At 53.5% G+C, this 16,738-nt stretch carries 16 protein-coding genes and 1 tRNA gene; 3 read left to right on the top strand and 14 right to left on the bottom strand.

Going from position 1 to position 16,738, the window contains the following annotated elements:
• Positions 1-490 precede the first annotated feature (490 nt).
• Complete coding sequence (gene cysE, locus OCV58_RS08160; protein WP_255378494.1) at positions 491-1,237, top strand: serine O-acetyltransferase; 747 nt, start codon at positions 491-493, stop codon at positions 1,235-1,237.
• Positions 1,238-1,376: 139 nt separating this feature from the next.
• On the top strand, positions 1,377-2,309 hold the full coding sequence (cysK, locus tag OCV58_RS08155) for a cysteine synthase A (RefSeq protein WP_087478372.1): 933 nt from the start codon (positions 1,377-1,379) through the stop codon (positions 2,307-2,309).
• 135 nt (positions 2,310-2,444) lie between these two features.
• Here cysK and OCV58_RS08150 read toward each other — a convergent pair whose 3' ends face one another.
• The 7 genes from OCV58_RS08150 to glpK all read right to left on the bottom strand — a co-directional run bounded on the left by OCV58_RS08150 (position 2,445) and on the right by glpK (position 9,413).
• Complete coding sequence (locus tag OCV58_RS08150) at positions 2,445-2,747, bottom strand: Rpn/YhgA-type helix-turn-helix domain-containing protein (RefSeq protein ID WP_095630025.1); 303 nt, start codon at positions 2,745-2,747, stop codon at positions 2,445-2,447.
• On the bottom strand, positions 2,740-3,666 hold the full coding sequence (locus tag OCV58_RS08145) for an Rpn family recombination-promoting nuclease/putative transposase (RefSeq protein ID WP_154877518.1): 927 nt from the start codon (positions 3,664-3,666) through the stop codon (positions 2,740-2,742). The genes OCV58_RS08150 and OCV58_RS08145 overlap by 8 nt, the downstream gene beginning before the upstream one ends.
• Positions 3,667-3,821: 155 nt before the next feature.
• Positions 3,822-4,193 carry a DUF1667 domain-containing protein gene (locus OCV58_RS08140; protein ID WP_087478369.1) on the bottom strand — a complete coding sequence of 124 codons (372 nt, stop codon included), beginning with the start codon at positions 4,191-4,193 and terminating at the stop codon, positions 3,822-3,824.
• A gap of 1 nt (position 4,194) precedes the next feature.
• A complete protein-coding gene (locus OCV58_RS08135; RefSeq protein ID WP_154877517.1) occupies positions 4,195-5,463 on the bottom strand; it encodes an NAD(P)/FAD-dependent oxidoreductase in 1,269 nt (422 codons plus the stop codon).
• Complete coding sequence (locus OCV58_RS08130; RefSeq protein ID WP_107195395.1) at positions 5,463-6,929, bottom strand: NAD(P)/FAD-dependent oxidoreductase; 1,467 nt, start codon at positions 6,927-6,929, stop codon at positions 5,463-5,465. The genes OCV58_RS08135 and OCV58_RS08130 overlap by 1 nt, the downstream gene beginning before the upstream one ends.
• A gap of 223 nt (positions 6,930-7,152) precedes the next feature.
• The gene (locus tag OCV58_RS08125; RefSeq protein WP_087478366.1) at positions 7,153-7,878 is read right to left on the bottom strand and encodes an MIP/aquaporin family protein; all 726 of its coding nucleotides are present in this window, start codon (positions 7,876-7,878) and stop codon (positions 7,153-7,155) included.
• A 32-nt stretch (positions 7,879-7,910) separates the two neighbouring features.
• Positions 7,911-9,413 carry a glycerol kinase GlpK gene (gene glpK, locus OCV58_RS08120; RefSeq protein ID WP_154877516.1) on the bottom strand — a complete coding sequence of 501 codons (1,503 nt, stop codon included), beginning with the start codon at positions 9,411-9,413 and terminating at the stop codon, positions 7,911-7,913.
• A gap of 348 nt (positions 9,414-9,761) precedes the next feature.
• On the opposite strand from glpK, the gene OCV58_RS08115 reads away from it, so the two are divergent.
• A complete protein-coding gene (locus tag OCV58_RS08115; protein WP_154877515.1) occupies positions 9,762-10,706 on the top strand; it encodes a DNA-binding transcriptional repressor DeoR in 945 nt (314 codons plus the stop codon).
• A gap of 162 nt (positions 10,707-10,868) precedes the next feature.
• Here OCV58_RS08115 and OCV58_RS08110 read toward each other — a convergent pair whose 3' ends face one another.
• The 7 genes from OCV58_RS08110 to OCV58_RS08080 all read right to left on the bottom strand — a co-directional run.
• Positions 10,869-11,177 (bottom strand): HEPN domain-containing protein, encoded by a 309-nt coding sequence (locus OCV58_RS08110; RefSeq protein ID WP_267312848.1) that lies wholly within the window; start codon positions 11,175-11,177, stop codon positions 10,869-10,871.
• Complete coding sequence (locus OCV58_RS08105) at positions 11,170-11,511, bottom strand: nucleotidyltransferase family protein (RefSeq protein ID WP_087478363.1); 342 nt, start codon at positions 11,509-11,511, stop codon at positions 11,170-11,172. The genes OCV58_RS08110 and OCV58_RS08105 overlap by 8 nt, the downstream gene beginning before the upstream one ends.
• Before the next feature lie 129 nt (positions 11,512-11,640).
• Positions 11,641-12,681, bottom strand: a complete 1,041-nt coding sequence (locus tag OCV58_RS08100; protein WP_267312847.1) for an alpha/beta hydrolase — start codon at positions 12,679-12,681, stop codon at positions 11,641-11,643.
• A gap of 1,013 nt (positions 12,682-13,694) precedes the next feature.
• A tRNA-Leu gene (locus tag OCV58_RS08095) sits at positions 13,695-13,778 on the bottom strand.
• Between the two features lie 138 nt (positions 13,779-13,916).
• Positions 13,917-14,408 carry a macro domain-containing protein gene (locus OCV58_RS08090; RefSeq protein ID WP_087478360.1) on the bottom strand — a complete coding sequence of 164 codons (492 nt, stop codon included), beginning with the start codon at positions 14,406-14,408 and terminating at the stop codon, positions 13,917-13,919.
• A gap of 1,429 nt (positions 14,409-15,837) precedes the next feature.
• Positions 15,838-16,254 (bottom strand): hypothetical protein, encoded by a 417-nt coding sequence (locus tag OCV58_RS08085; protein ID WP_267312846.1) that lies wholly within the window; start codon positions 16,252-16,254, stop codon positions 15,838-15,840.
• A gap of 6 nt (positions 16,255-16,260) precedes the next feature.
• Positions 16,261-16,738 (bottom strand): autotransporter outer membrane beta-barrel domain-containing protein (locus OCV58_RS08080; RefSeq protein WP_154877540.1); only part of this gene is annotated, 478 nt, incomplete at its 5' end.

Raw genomic sequence — 16,738 nt, 5'->3', positions numbered from 1 at the left:
ATTTTTATTTGTTTTAAAATTCATTTATTTTACATTATAATTCTATTTTGTATACATTATCCGTTATTTTATGACGCAATGTTATGTTCTATTCCCACTGCATCACCTGTCCTGCAATGTGCATCTGAACATTACAATAATTCATTTCAACTTGACGCGCATCGCATTCCAAATAGCCCGTTTTAGAATACGGAAAAATGTAAATTTTTTATAACCTTGCAAAAAATACCTTGACAAACGTTCAAACAAACGGTATTATGTTCCCAACGAAAAATGCAATGACCAAAACAAGTACACGTACGAAAGCTATACAGAGAACGGGAGTCACCGGCTGAGAGCTCCTGCCGCCGCCTAGTACGATGGAATGCCTTTGGGAGCAGGGCAGCTGAACATATAGTAGGTTGTCACGGTTTGCCGCCGTTATGGGCCTTGAGGTGCAGCGCATCGCTGAGATGCCTGCAAATCAGAGTGGAACCGCGGGCCGCCGTCTCTGTTTAGGGACTGCGGCTTTTTTGTATTTCAGCATTTATTCGTACGACACAAGGAGGCACCATTCATGTTTAACACCCTGAGAAAGGACATTCACGTCATTAAGGAACGAGACCCGGCCGTAAAAAATACCCTGGAAGTCCTGCTGTGCTACTCGGGACTGCACGCTATCTGGGCATACCGCCTGGCTCATTTCTTCTACCTGCACAAATGGTTTGTCACGGCCCGCATCATCTCGACTATTGCCCGCTTCTTCACGGGAATTGAAATCCATCCGGGCGCACAGATCGGCGAAGGGCTGTTCATCGACCACGGCATGGGCATCGTCATCGGCGAGACGACCATTATCGGCAACAACGTATCCCTCTATCAGGGCGTGACCCTCGGCGGCACGGGCAAGGAAAAAGGCAAACGCCACCCGACAATCGGCGATTACGTCGTCGTCGCCTGCGGAGCGAAGGTACTCGGCTCCTTCACAGTCGGCGAAGGCTCGAAAATCGGCGCCGGCTCCGTCGTCTTAAAAGAAGTGCCGCCCTATTCGACAGTCGTCGGCATTCCTGGCCGCGTCGTCCTCCAGCAGGGCAAAAAGATAAGCCATTCGGAACAGGACGTCGATTTGGATCACAACCGCCTGCCCGACCCCATCGAAGACCAGATTGCCGCCTTGCAGCAGCAAGTCGCCATCCTCCAGTCGCGCGTAAACGCCATGGACACCGCCGAGCCGCATCTGCGCAGCCTCAGCCGCTAAGAACCTCTCCTCCCCCGTAAACAGCGCGGAGCCCGTTGCCTTTGTATAGCTAAAATATACTTATCTAGTATATTTTATGGTATAGTTTTACTATTTTATTTTCAAATCATACTACATACAGTATAAAGGAGTGATTTTCATGAAAAAGATATATACGTCCATCCTCGATTTGATCGGCCGCACGCCCCTGCTGGAGCCGGCCCGTTTCAACGCCGCCCAAGGCGTCGGCGCCCGCCTGCTCGTCAAATTGGAAGCCTTTAATCCCGGCGGTTCAGCCAAGGACCGCATCGCCAAGGCTATGATTGAAGACGCCGAAGCGAAGGGCCTGCTCAAGCCGGGAACGGTCATCATCGAGCCGACGAGCGGCAATACGGGCATCGGCCTGGCCGCCGTCGCCGCCGCCAAAGGCTATAAAGCCATCTTCACCATGCCGGAAACCATGTCCGTCGAACGGCGCAAGCTCATCGCAGCCTACGGCGCAGACATCGTCCTGACGGAAGGAGCCAAGGGCATGCAGGGAGCCGTCGACAAGGCCGAAGAATTGGCCAAAGAACTGCACGGCTTCATCCCCGGCCAGTTTAGCAATCCGGCCAACCCGGCCATCCACAAGGCCACGACAGGCCCGGAAATCTACGACGATACGGACGGAGCCGTCGATATCCTCGTCGCCGGCGTCGGCACGGGCGGTACCCTGAGCGGCACGGGACAATATCTGAAGGAACAAAAGCCGTCCGTTCAAGTCGTAGCCGTCGAACCAGCCGATTCGCCGCTCCTGTCCGAAGGCCACGCCGGCCCCCATAAGCTGCAGGGCATCGGCGCGAATTTCGTCCCCGAAACCCTCGACAAGACCATTTACGACGAAGTATTTACCGTCACGACAGACGAAGCCTATACGGCAGCCCAGGCCTTTACCAAAGCCGAAGGCCTCCTCATCGGCATTTCCGGCGGCGCAGCCCTCCATGCCGCGGCAGAAATCGCCAAGCGGCCGGAAAACGCCGGTAAGACCATCGTAGCCGTCCTGCCGGACAACGGCGACCGCTACCTCTCGACGCCGGGATTCATCAAGCTGTAATATACACATATAATATAATAACGCAAGGATAAACAGCATCATATATCCTGCGAACCATACAAAAACAAGACGTTCCCTAACAGGCCGCATTGCGGCATCCGTCATGGGAACGTCTTATTTTATATTATAGATTTATTATACGCCGTGTTTCAAGGCCTCCAGCTCCTCTTCGCTCAGCTCCGTAATCATGGCAACTTGACGGATATCCATGCCGACAGCCAGCATGTTGGCTGCCACCTGCATAATCCCCATTTTTACACCTTTCTTAACCGCTTCATTTATACCTTTTTCAAAACCTTCTCTCAGCCCTTCACGTCTTGCTTCCTCCATATCGGAAATATAATCTCTCTCGGCCTTTTCGCGCTGCAAGCGGCGCCGCCGCTGTATCTGCTCTTCCGTAAAAGGCTCTGCCGCCGGTATCGTCGTATCCTTATGCATCACAGCCTCCTGCCGCAGCCGTTTTCAAAGCTGCGAGTTCTTGTTCGCTCAACCCGGTGATGGCAGCTACGGTATGCCGGTCGATTCCGTTTTCCAACATCTTTACCGCCATTTGCACGATCCCTCTTTGTATGCCTTTCTTCATGCCTTTCTCCATGCCCCTCTCAATGCCTCTCTCCATTCCCTTTTCAAATCCTTCTTGCAGCCCTTCATGTTTCGCCTCATCCATAGCAGAAATATAGTCTCTCACGGCTTTTTCGCGCTGCGAATATTTTCTCCGCATGATTTCGTCTTCTGTAAAGGCCGTTTCAGCCTGTACGACTTCTTTCATTACCGGATCGCTCATGGCTAATTCCTCCGTTTCCCTGTCTCCGCAGTTGGAAAAGTACGCCGTCCAGCGACCCAGCCGGTGGAGGGCCTTTACGTCGCTGTACGTAAACTTCTTCAATTCAATAAAGTGCATGGCAAAATGATCGGTCAGCCGCCGGCGGGATACGTCGTTGCAGATAGAGTACGCATTGTGCCAGCTTGCTTCCGGCAGATGGTCAAACTCCGTCAAAATGATGGACACCGACGGCTTCAGCGCGTTGTATCCGTCGCCCCGCTTCATCTGGCTGCCGTACATTTCCGCCCAATAGAATAAAAACCGCTCGGCCAAATGAGCCTGCCGCCGCACCTGCACCTCGACATTGATCAGCATCCCCTGGTCGGTTTTCGCCAGTATATCGAGCTTGGCCGGCTTTCCGTCCGCCCGCTCCGGGTCCAAATCCTTGTCGAGAAAGAACACGTCGGCAATCTGCGGCGCGTCGTCGCCGTACAGGACGGCGTTCAAAAAGTGGATCGTCAAATGCTTGCGCTTCTCGCTTCCCAATAAATACTTGACATAAAAATCGTTGAGTCGGTTAATCGTCGTAGGCATTCGGCTTTCTTCCTTTCCTATATTATATCACAAGCAGGCCCTCCATTTCGCCTGCAGACAGGGTAAAAGAAAAGGACCGCCATGATCTTATCATGACAGTCCTTTGATGAAGGTTGCATTATATTGGCATATACTGCGTCTTCCTTGCGTGTTCCTTAAATCTTATCCATATCGCGGCTGGCTACGATGTCCACGCCGAGGCCCAGGATATCGGCTACGATGACGTCGCCGGTCTTAACGGGGGCTTCGATGGAAACAGCCCGCAGCGCCTGGGCGCATTCGAGGATTTTGCCCTTCGGCAGGGTCGATTTCGATACGACCGGCAGGAGAGGCAGCTCGCCGCCGGAAATGCGTACCGTCGAGGTCAGCATGCGCTGGGGATTGGTCAATTCCTGATGGGCGTACGTTTCGCCGCGGGGACATGTATTGCCCGTTACGTCCGTAATCGCGCCGTCCGTCAAGGTAACGGTCAGCAGGCAGCCCATGGGGCAGTTGATGCAGTTCAGTTGTTTCGTTTCTACACTCATGTTACGCTTCCTCCTTTACGGAAACAGTCCAGTCGGCATGATGGCCTTTCGCTTTGTCAGCCAGCACGTTGACGGCAATCATTTCGCTCGGTTTAGCGACAGGGAGGACTCTGCTCACTAAGACGTCGTCGCCGCTCGTAACCGTCAGGCGGCATTTTTTGAGAGGACGGCGGACGCGCATGAACAAGCGGACCGTTTCGCCTTCGGCTGCGGCGCGGATGTGCTGGGGCACGCAGGTACGTACTTCGTCGGCCGGTTCGACCTTGACGTCGGCGACTTCGCCTTCCATCTGGCCCAGAGCCTTCAGGGCAGCGAACTTGCCGGCGATTTCTGCTTCTTCCGATACGAAGTCGACGAGGTCGTGAACGTGAACGACGTTGCCGGCAGCGAAGATACCGGGCATGCTCGTTTCACGGTGCTGGTCGACGATAGGGCCGCTCGTCAGCGGATGCATGGCGAGGCCTAAGCCGCGGGACAATTCGTTTTCCGGAATGAGGCCGACAGACAGGAGCAGCGTATCGCAGTCGATATCGAATTCCGTACCCGGAATAGGCTGCATATGGTCGTCGACTTTGGCAGCCGTAATGCCCGTCACGCGGTCTTTGCCGTGAATGGCCGTAATCGTATGGGACAGGTACAAGGGAATGTCGTAGTCATACAGGCACTGTACCATGTTGCGGGTCAGGCCGTTGGAGAAGGGGCAGATTTCGAGAACAGCCTGCACCTTGCAGCCTTCGAGGGACATGCGGCGGGCCATGATGAGGCCGATGTCGCCGCTGCCGAGGATAACGATCTTCTTGCCCGGCAGATAGCCTTCCATGTTGACCATGCGCTGCGCCGCGCCGGCAGTGAATACGCCGGCCGGACGGTAGCCCGGCGTGCGGATGGCGCCGCGGGTACGTTCGCGGCAGCCCATGGTGAGGATGATCGTCTTGCCCTGTACGGTGATGAGGCCGTGTTTCGGACTGACAGCCGTGACGGTTTTATCTTCATGGACGTCGAGAACCATCGTATCGACGAGGATTTCGATTTCCGGTTTATCTTTTACCAGGTCGTAGCAGCGCTGCGCGTAGCCCGGGCCGGTCAGTTCTTCCTTGAAGTGATGCAGGCCGAAGCCGTTGTGGATGCACTGCTGGAGAATGCCGCCCGCTTCGCGGTCGCGTTCGAGGACGAGGATTTTCTTCGCGCCGTTTTCCCAAGCGCTGTATGCGGCCGAAAGACCTGCCGGGCCGCCGCCGACGATGATAATATCATACAGTTGTTCAGCCATTATGCCTTACCTCCGCTCTGAGTTTCTTTATCGTAGAACATATAGGATTTTCTCATTTCCTTGCGAACTTCCGTTACGGGAATGTTCAGTTCGCGAGCCAAAATCTGCGTGACGCGGGGACCGCAGAAGCCGCCTTGGCAGCGGCCCATGCCGGCGCGGGTGCGGCGTTTTACGCCGTCGACGGTGCGCGCGCCTACAGGGCGGCGGATGGCGTCGATGATTTCGCCTTCCGTAATCGTTTCGCAGCGGCAGATGACGCGGCCGTATGCAGCGTCCTTCGCGATGAGGGCTTTCTTGTCGTCATCGCTGAGGGTGCGGAAGCAGGGCTGGGCCGGACGGCCTTTCTTGTAGTCTTCCTTCTGCGCCGCGCCCGTTTCGGCGACGATTTCGCCTACGATAGCCTTGGCGATAGCCGGGGCCGACGTCAGGCCCGGAGACTGGATGCCGGCTGCCTGGAAGAGGCCCTTGGTCTTTTCAGAGTGGCCGATGATGAAATCGCCCGTGCTGGATACGGCGCGGACGCCGGCAAATTCCGTAATCGCTGCGCCGGCCGGAATGTTCGGCACGAGTTTGCGGGCTTTTTCGAGGATTTCGTTCATGCCCGGAATCGTGACGGCCGTGTCGTCTTTTTCACTGCCGTCCAGGTCGTGGGCGTTCGGGCCTACGAATACGTTGCCGTGAGTCGTCGCGCAGACGAGGATGCCCTTGCCCATTTTCGTCGGCGTCGGGAAAATCGGCGAGTATACGAGGTCTTTCTGCGCCGTCTTGTCAAAGAGGATGTATTCGCCACGGCGCGGCGTGATGGTAAAGGAATCGTCGCCGGCCATACGGCTTACGTCGTCGGCATGGACGCCGGCGGCATTGATGACATATTTCGTTTCAATCGTGCCCTGGTCCGTTTCGACGGCTTTCACTGCGCCGTTTTCTACGGTAATGCCCGTTACCTGGCATTCGCGGAGCACTTCGGCACCGTTGATGACGGCGTTTTCAGCAAAGGCCAAGGCCATGCCGAAGGGCCAGCAGATGCCGGCAGTCGGAGCCCAAAGAGCACCTTTGATATCCTTGCTGAGGTTCGGTTCCTTTTCGCGGACCTTGTCGCCGTCCCAGATTTCAAGGCCGGGAACGCCGTTGGCCTGGCCCCGTTCGAGGAGTTCCTGCAGGACGCTCATTTCTTCGTCGTCTACGGCGGCGACGAAGGAGCCTGTCCATTCGATTTCCAAATCCAGTTCGTCCTTCAGCTCATGGTACATGGCGTTGCCTTCTACGTTCATGCGGGCCTTCATGCTGCCAGTGGGAGCATCGAAGCCGGCGTGGAGAATCGCGCTGTTGGCCTTTGTCGTGCCGGCAGCCAGTTCCGGTTCCTGTTCTACCAAGACTGCACGAAGGTTATATTTTGCCAATTCATACAGTATGGCAGCGCCGGTAATACCGCCGCCGATGACGACGACATCTGCTTGTTTTGTCATGTTCACAACCTCTTTCTTTGCGGAATCCAATACAATAGTGTTTACCTGATGATTTCATTATATCTGTTTGTGAAAATAATTGCAATAGCATTTTTACAAAATTCCATTTTTGCATTGTGCGGAATTGAGCTATGAGAAAATCGCCGTCTGCGCAAGCCCTTCCGATAAAACAGGGACTCCTGTCATCATCAGAAGTCCCTGCACGCAACCGCTTATAGAATTATTAGAAAATGCTGAGAGCCGAAGCGACGCCGTAGGCTACCAGCGCGCCGATAATCGGAGCGACGACGGGAACCCAGGCATATCCCCAGTCGGAGCCGCCTTTGCCGGCAATGGGCAAAATCGCATGAGCCAGGCGAGGACCGAGGTCTCGGGCCGGGTTGATGGCATACCCCGTCGGACCGCCGAGGCTGAGGCCGATAGCCCAGATCAGGACGCCGACGATGTACGGGCCTACGCCGGGAGGAATCGCGCCGACTTGCTTGGAGAAAATCATCCAGATGACAAATACCAGGAAGAAGGTGCCGATGATTTCGCACAGGATGTTGGCCGGATAGTTGCGGATGGCCGGAGCCGTGCAGAAAATACCCAGTTTCGCCGCTTTATCTTCCGTTTCCGCCCAGTGAGGCAGGTATGCCAGCCAGACGATGGCCGCGCCGGCCATAGCGCCGAGAATCTGGACGACCGACGTCGCCAGGAACTGTTCGAAGGTGTAAATGCCGATCATCGTCTTCGCCAGCGTGACGGCAGGGTTCAAGTCGCCCTGCGGCGCGCCGAGAGTCGTCGCCGTGAATACGCCGAGGGTTACGGCAAAGCCCCATCCGACGGTAATGCAAATCCAGCCGCCGTTCTGGCCTTTCGATTTGGTCAGCGTGTTGCAGGCGCAGACGCCGGCCCCGAACACGATAAGCACCATGGTACCAAAAAATTCACCGATTAAATTATCCATATACAGACACCCGCTTTCTGAACGCTACGCCATTAGTCTTCGTCGTCGAACCAGTGCATGGCGTGTTTGACAGCCTTGCGCCAGCCTTTGTAATATGCCGCCGATTTGCCGGCGTCCATCGTCGGTTCGAAACGATTCTGGAGCTTCCAGCTATGGCGCAGTTCGTCCTTCGATTCCCATACGCCGACAGCCAGACCGGCCAGATAGGCCGCGCCGAGAGCCGTCGTTTCGATGACTTGCGGACGGTCGACGGGCACGCGGAGAATATCGGCCTGGAACTGCATGAGCATGTTGTTGGCGCAGGCGCCGCCGTCTACCTTAAGAGCCGCCAATTTGATGCCCGAATCGGCTTCCATCGCACTGAGGACATCCATCGTCTGATAGGCCATGGAGTCAAGCGTTGCCCGGACGATATGGGCTTTCGTCGTGCCGCGGGTAATGCCGATAATCGTGCCGCGGGCGTTCATATCCCAGTACGGAGCGCCGAGGCCGACGAAGGCCGGCACGACGTATACGCCGTCCGAGTCGGGGACGCGCTTGGCTACCCATTCCGAGTCGGGAGCCGTGTCGATGAGGCGCAGGCCGTCGCGGAGCCACTGGATAGCCGAGCCGGCAACGAAAATCGAGCCTTCAAGCGCGTATTCTACCTTGCCGTCGAGGCCCCAGGCAATCGTCGTGACCAAGCCGTTTTTCGACGTGATCGGTTCCGTGCCCGTATTCATAAGGAGGAAGCAGCCCGTACCGTAGGTGTTCTTCGCCATGCCCGGATCGAAACAGGTCTGGCCAAAGAGAGCCGCCTGCTGGTCGCCGGCCGCGCCGGCAATCTTGACAGGAGCGCCGAGGATGGCCGGGTCCGTGTAGCCGTAGACGTCGCTGGACGGACGGACTTCCGGCAGCATGCTCTTCGGCACGTCGAGATACGAAAGGAGCTGGTCGTCCCATTCGAGGGTCTTGATGTTGAACATCAGCGTGCGGGACGCGTTGGAATAATCCGTTACGTGCACCGTGCCGCCGCTGAGCTTCCAGATAAGCCACGAATCAATGGTACCGAAGAGGAGGTCGCCCTTTTCGGCCTTTTCTCTCGCCCCTTCGACAGTATCCAAAATCCATTTGACCTTCGTGCCGGAGAAATAAGCGTCGATGACCAGGCCCGTCTTTTCCTTGAATTCGTCGACCAGGCCCTGTTTGATCAAATCTTCACAAATAGCCGCAGTCTGGCGGGACTGCCAGACGATGGCGTTGTAAATGGGACAGCCCGTCGTCTTATCCCATACGACAGCCGTTTCGCGCTGGTTCGTAATGCCGATAGCCGAAATATCGGCCGCCGTCAGGCCGCTCTGTTCCAAAGCGCCCTTCATGACTTCCACCATCGTATGGAGGATTTCGTTCGCGTCATGTTCTACCCACCCAGGCTGGGGGAAATACTGGGTAAATTCTTTCTGGCTGACGCTGACGATGCGGGATTCTTCGTCAAAAATAATCGCACGGTTACTCGTCGTCCCCGCATCCAACGCCATAACATACTTCTTCTGCATAATACCAAACTCCTTTCAACACATCTCTTTTCTCTTCTCTTCTTTCAGGTTCAGCATATGGGTTATGCGTTGTCTTAATTATATTAGCATATGAAAATAATTGCAATATTTATTTTACATTTTTTCTTAGTATTGCATATCATATATAACCAGTCAATTCATTATGTCTTTTTCGCATTTTACAAGCAGAGTATGCTATTTATAGAATATTTGTCATTAAAAGATACCCTCTATTTTAGGTTTATTTTTGACAATACATATCCTTGCTACCTCATCCTGTGATATAATAAGATAATACAGACAGCTATATGAACTACATTGCCATTTTCTTAGATAAGGCGGATCACCATGCAAAACAATAAAAACAAAATAGCCATCAGCGCTGCCAAACTATATTACCAATCGGGATACAGCCAGACCGAAATAGCCAAAGAACTCAACCTGTCCCGCCCGTCCGTATCGCGCATTCTCCAGTACGCGAAAGACATGGGCTTCGTCCGCATTGAAATCTTCGACCCTATCGAAGACCAGAGTCTCCTGGCAAAAAAAATCGTTTCCGCCTTCGGCCTCAAGGACGCCTGCATTGCCAACGCGCCTATTGAAGACGAAGAAGACATCAAAAAATACATCGGACAGGTAGGCGCCGAATACCTCAGCAAAATCGTCCAGGACGGCGACATCATCGGCGTCGGCTGGGGCACGACCATGCATTGCCTGTCCCACGCCCTACTGCCCCACCCCCTGCGGGGCGCGCAGATCGTCCAGCTCGAAGGGGGCATTACCCTGGCCGCCGGCGAAACCTACGCCAACGAAATCCTCGAGCGCTTCGCCAAAAACTACGAAACCATCGCCCAGTACCTGCCCCTGCCCGTACTGTTCGACTCGAAGACCGTAAAGGACATGGTCTACAAGGACCGCCACATCAAGCGCGTCCTGGAACTGGGCCGCAACGCCAACATCGCCTTGTTCAGCGTCGGCACGGTCCGCGACAACGCCCTCTTTTTCCGTCTGGGCTACGCCGACGAAGAAGAAAAGGAATTTCTCAAGACCCATGCCGTCGGCGATATCTGCTCCCGCTTCTTCGACAAGGACGGCAATATTTCCAGTCCTGACCTGAACAACCGCACCGTCGGCATCGACCTCGACTGCCTGCGGACCAAAGAATACAGCATCCTCCTGTCGGGCGGCGCAGCCAAGATCGCCAGCATCCGCGCGGCCTTAAAAGGCGGCTACGCCAACGTCCTCATTACGGACCAGTTCACGGCCAAGCGCCTCCTTCAGGAGGAAACTTAATCTCTATATGCAAAAAATTGCAGCCCCGGCGAAAGAACGACTCGCATTCTTCCGCCGGGGCTGCGTCTGTTTATGCACGACCGATGTCTTCCAGATATCGCCGAACGGCCTCTATAAATTCCCTCGCATGGGTTAACTGCTCATGCGCATCGTCTTCGCTGACTAAAAAGAAATCGGCATAATCGCAGTTGTTTCGAATTTGGAAGGCAATACTAATATACTTTGAATACTTTTTTCAAATATACCCGTTTTAATATATGTTTTCTGAAAATACGAAATAACGCCGGCATGCTTTGCATAATCGATTCCATCCAAGGCCAGCACTGCCCGCATAGCTGAAAAAATGGCATAATACGAGCGATTTATCGCATCTTTATAACACCCGATGCGATACAACACGTCGGCAGCTTTAAGTTTTTCCGAAGCATTCTCCAAGCGATATGCCATAAGGGCGGTTTTCGCGTCAGGCACTGATTTCGACTCCTTCCTTAGCAATGTTGGCATAATACGGCAGCGCACCATCATATGCGGCAAACTCTGCCGCCGGAATCACCGTAGGCGAAATAATAACGTCATATTCTAACTCCAGCTCTGCAGAAATATTCCATATATCTTTTAATTTCCGCTGCAATTCGCCGCGTTCCCCCTCAACGATGGCAACTAAATCTATATCCGAATCCGTTTCAAAATCGCCGCGGGCGTACGAACCATATAAATATATATGGCGCAGCGCCGTTCCGTATGCAGTGCGATAGGCCCGGGCAATTTCCGCAATAATGGCATGTAAAACAGCATCAGAGCACATATAGGTTCCTCCCTTCGCATGGCTTTCTGTATATATTATATATGATTTTTACGCGCTGCAACAGACAGGATATCCGTATAGACAAAAAAGGCTGCCCCTCAGGCAGCCTTTTCCTGTCAGATATGCGATTTATGGGTTCAGCGCTTCGTCCAGTACGCGGACGTATTCGTCGATAGCCCGCTTTGAATAGTCCGTTCCCTTGGCGATGGCCTCGAAGGCGTGATAGGCCCGGGGATAGAGGTGAAATTCCACGGGCACGCCGGCCTGGGCCAGGCGCTGGGCGTAGCGTATCGTATCGTCCCGGAAGGGATCCAGCGTGCTGACGCAGGTATACGTCGGCGGCAGTCCTGACAAATCGTCGGCCCTCGCCGGAGCCATATAGGCCGTCGCCCGATCCGTCCCGACGGCATCGCCGATATAGGCCTTCCATGCAAAGACATTAGACACGTTGTTCCACACCCTCATGTCCATGACTTCACGGCTGGCCGGCGAGGCCATGCGGTCGTCCAGCATGGGGTACAGGGGCATTTGAAAAGCCGGCCGTATTTCGCCTTTGTCACGAGCCATCAAGACCACGGCGGCGCAGAGATTCCCGCCGGCGCTGGCACCGGCAACGGCGATGCGCGTATCGTCGACGCCTAAGGACGCGGCATTGTCAAAAAACCATTTCAGCCCCCCATAGGTATCGTCGATGGCCGCCGGATAGGGATATTTCGGGGCCAACCGATAATCGACAGATACGACGACGGCCCCCACCTCCTTGGCAAACCGCAGGCTCTGGGCCTCGTCCTGCTCGGGCACGCCGAATAAAAAGCCGCCGCCGTGAATCCAGTAAATCCCCGGCAGTTCCGCCTTGGCCTGTACGGGCTTGTACACCCGCAGGCGCAGCTTGTCCGAGCCGTCGCCATTGGGAATATACACGTCGTACACCTGTACAGCCTCGTCCTTCGGCAAATTCGGCGAACCGACTAAGGCTCCGGCCCTCCGGTTAATATCCTCCAGTGCGCCGGGCTGATTGAAATCCAGAGAAGAGCTCTGTTCCAGCGCCGGCCGCAGCTGCGGGTCCACCTGTTCCAGATACGACGACTCCCCGGCAAAGGCCGTCATAGACGACGCGGCAATCACAGCGCAGACGACGGCGCTGCGCAGCATATGTTTCCATGAGTACACGATTTACCTCTCCCTTATATATAGAATATGATGATTTATTTTATCATATCAAATGACGCAGCCTTCTTTCAACATAGTTTGCGCGCTAAGGGTTGCAAAAGCAAAAAAACTGCGCTTCATGAAACCCGTATCTCCCGGTTCCATGAAACACAGTCTTTCCCTAAGCGCTATGCCAATCGAACATACAATCGCTTTCCTTATTGACATACGCCCCTTCGTCCTGTACCATAGGACGCAAGAGGCGTTTGTGCACATCAAACGGCAGGCGGTCAAATCCAGCCCCCGAAACGGGGTGATGCGTATGGATTCTATCAATGCGACCTTAGTATTACTCATCGTGTTGTTTTATCTCATTTCGCACAAACAAAAATAGCCGTCTGCAGCCTACCAATTCTGTTGACGACTATTTCTGTTAACACATAAAGGGGGCTGACCGTTTGTCGGCACAGCGCCTCGTTTTTCATCTCCATCTTAGCATAGCTCCACAGGCTCGTCAAGCTGTATGCCAATCGAACATACCATCGTTTCCCTCTTGACAAATCGGCCGTTTGTCCTGTACGATATGACACAAGAGGCGGTAATCAGGCCCCGGAATCGGGGTGATGTGTATGGGATTTGACCAGATAAACGTAACGCTGTTACTCCTTATCGTGTTGACCATCCTGACACAGAACAAACAAAAATAGCCGCCTTCCTCTTCCCATAGGTCGCGACTATTTTTGTGCGTAAATACTTATTGGGGCGAACCGTTTGTCGGTGCAGCGCCTCGTTTTTCATCTCTATCTTAGCATAGCTCTACAGGCTCGTCAAGCTATACGCCAAACGAAGACAATATCAAGTTGTTGCAGGTATGTATTTGACAGAACCATCTTGGCATGTAAATCTGCCTTTACTATTTAATTGTATGGCGGGCGACGCCCCGCTGATTTGCATTTGCAACGTTCTCCTTTTTCCGTTAAAACAAATAATCCGAACTCATCTCCTACTGGAAACAAGTTCGGATTATATCGGTTTGGTGCCGGAGAAGGGACTTGAACCCCCACGGTGTTACCCGCCTGATTTTGAGTCAGGTGCGTCTGCCATTCCGCCACTCCGGCAAGCTGTGTTTGATTCCTTAGCACAAGAGTAATTATATCACAAAAATCCTTTCCGTCAAGTACTTTTTTTACAATCTCAGCAAAAAAGTCTTTGCTGAGATTGTCTTTTCCCTTCACCGCCGCGCAGTACGCCGTATATTATACGTATTCTAATTCGCCGACGCCCTCGCACGACAGCAACACTAAATACACGTCCATCTCATGAACGGCCAAAAAATCTTCGATGGCTTCCTCGCAGACTTGAAGGGCCTCTTCCCGAGGATAGCCGAAGATGCCCGATGAAATCAGCGGAAAGGCAATAGACCGAAGGCCGTAGGATTCGGCAAGGGCCAGCGATTTGGCATAACATTGGTACAGCAATTCCCGTTCACCATGGTCGCCGCCTTCCCACACAGGCCCTACGGTATGAATGACGTACTGCGCCGGCAGATGAAAGGCCGGCGTGATGACAGCGTCGCCCGTCGGGCAATGCCCGATATCCTGACAAGCTTCGGTCAGCTCGGCATATCCGGCTGCCCGGAATATAGCGCCGCATACGCCGCCGCCCATCAACAGCCGCTCATTGGCCGCGTTTACGATGGCATCGGCCTGTACCTTTGTAATGTCTCCGCAAATAATTTTAAACGGCATCGCCCGTTACCTCCTGCATAGATTGTATAGTATTACTATACTAAAGATAGAATCATTCTGCAAGAGAGGCTCCCCATACACAAACATACGAACGCTTTTCTCTTGCCAAAGCACCCGTTTGCCCTGTACCATAAGACACAAGAAGCACTGCATACTTCAAACGGCAGACGGTAATCGTGCCCATCCATCCCGACACAAAACAAACAAAAATAGCCGCCTTCCTTTTCCCCGAGGTTGCGACTATTTTTGTTAATAGCACTATTGGGGCGAACCGTTTGTCGGTGCAGCGCCTCGTTTTTCATCTCTATCTTAGCATAACCCTACAGGCTCGTCAAGGCGTATGCCAAACGAACATACGGACGATTTTCCCTTGACAAAATACCTGTTAGTCCTGTACCATATGACACAAGAGGCGCTGCATACTCCAAACGGCAGGCGGTAATCAGGCCCCGGAATCGGGGTGATGTGTATGGGATTTGACCAGATAAACGTAACCTTGTTACTTCTTATCGTATTGATCATCCTGACACAAAGCAAACAAAAATAGCCGCCTTCCTTTTCCCCGAGGTTGCGACTATTTTTGTTAGTAACACTATTGGGGCGAACCGTTTGTCGGTGCAGCGCCTCGTTTTTCATCTCTATCTTAGCATAGCTCCATCAGCCCGTCAAGGCGTATACCAATCGAACATACAGACGGTTTTCCCTTGACAAAGCGCCTGCCTGTCCTGTACCATATGACACAAGAGGCGCTGCATACTCCAAACGGCAGGCGGTAATCGGGCCCCGGAATCGGGGTGATGTGTATGGAATTTGACCAGATAAACGTAACGCTGTTACTCCTTATCGTGTTGACCATCCTGACACAGAATAAACAAAAATAGCCGCCCAATCCCCATTGTTGCGACTATTTTTGTGCGTAATATAATTGGGGCGAACCGTTTGTCGGTGCAGCGCCTCGTTTTTCACCTCTATCTTAGCATAGCCCTACAGGCTCGTCAAGGCGTATACCAATCGAACATACGGACGATTTTCCCTTGACAGCACGTCCTGTTATCCTGTACCATAAAAGGCAAGAGATGCTATGCATTCCAAACGGCAGCGCGGTTAAATTATGCCCCTAGAAACGGGGTGTTGCATATGGATATAGCCCAAGTAAACGTAACGTTGTTGCTTTTAATGGTGTTAATCATCGTATTGCAGCACACGCAAAAATAGCCGCCACCCAGAGCTCCAATTCTGATTGCGGCTATTTTGCAATATAGTATTGGGCTAACCGTTTGTCGGCTAGCATCTCTTTTTTCATGTTTATCTTAGCATACCCTCGCCGCCTCGTCAAGGCGCCGATCGTTTCTATATATTACATTATTATATATACAAAAAGAGTCAGAACACAGTTCGTCTGTTCTGACTCTTTTCTTATCATATCTACCTATGGTGTCCGCTTCCGATGCGCGGAAAACCACTGTATGCGGCAATCGGCGCTGCAGAAGGCGGTTCGCCGGTCTTTTGCTTCCGTGACGGTCACTGTCCGGCCGCACTGTCGGCAGGAAAAGGTACGCACCACGGCCTGGCACGCAGTGTTCTCCGAGTGCTTCCAGTACAGCCGTTCGCAGCGGGGCGAGCAGAATTTTACCCGTTTGTCGGCGTGACTCGTCACGACGACGATCGTCCCGCAGCGCAGACAGCGGAAGGAACGAAGCGTCTTTCCTCCTGCCGTATGGACGGAAGGCGCTTCGTCCCGATGGCGATAGGCGTACCGGCGGCAGAGGTCGCTGCAGTACCGCTGCGTAGACCGATCGGCTGTAAACTCCTTGCCGCACACGGGGCATATCGCTTGCCGTTTCACCAGCAATCAGACCTTCCAGTTCATGCCGACGTTAAACTGATATGTGTCTTCGTTGTCATTGCCGAAGGTCTTTTCCACGTCGAGGAACATGTACGTTCCCTTGCTGAACTGATGAGAGAAGCCGAGGCCTACGTCGTACCAGGTGCCTTCATTTTCGTACGTCGTATCCAGGCGGCCCGTATCGTCGAAGGCGCTGATATCCTGATCGCCCAGGAATTCATGAAGCACGTCGGCCTTGACATAGAAGGTATTGTTTTCGCCCATATCCTTGCCGAGGCGGAAGCCGACGCGGCCAATGAGGCTGTCGATAGCGTCCAGTTCGACGCTCGTGCCCTGGCTCGTCGTGTAGTCAGCGTCGGTCACGTGAGCATACTGGAGCTGAACCTGGGGTTCAAAATACCAATTCTTGCCGATGTCCTTCTTGCGGCCGTATTCAGCGCTGGCCGAGTACACGAAGTTGCTGTAATCACCGGTAATCTTTTCG

The sequence above is a fragment of the Megasphaera stantonii genome (assembly GCF_025567065.1).
Classification (GTDB): Bacteria; Bacillota; Negativicutes; order Veillonellales; family Megasphaeraceae; genus Megasphaera; species Megasphaera stantonii.
This window is presented reverse-complemented; position numbering and strand designations above follow the sequence as displayed.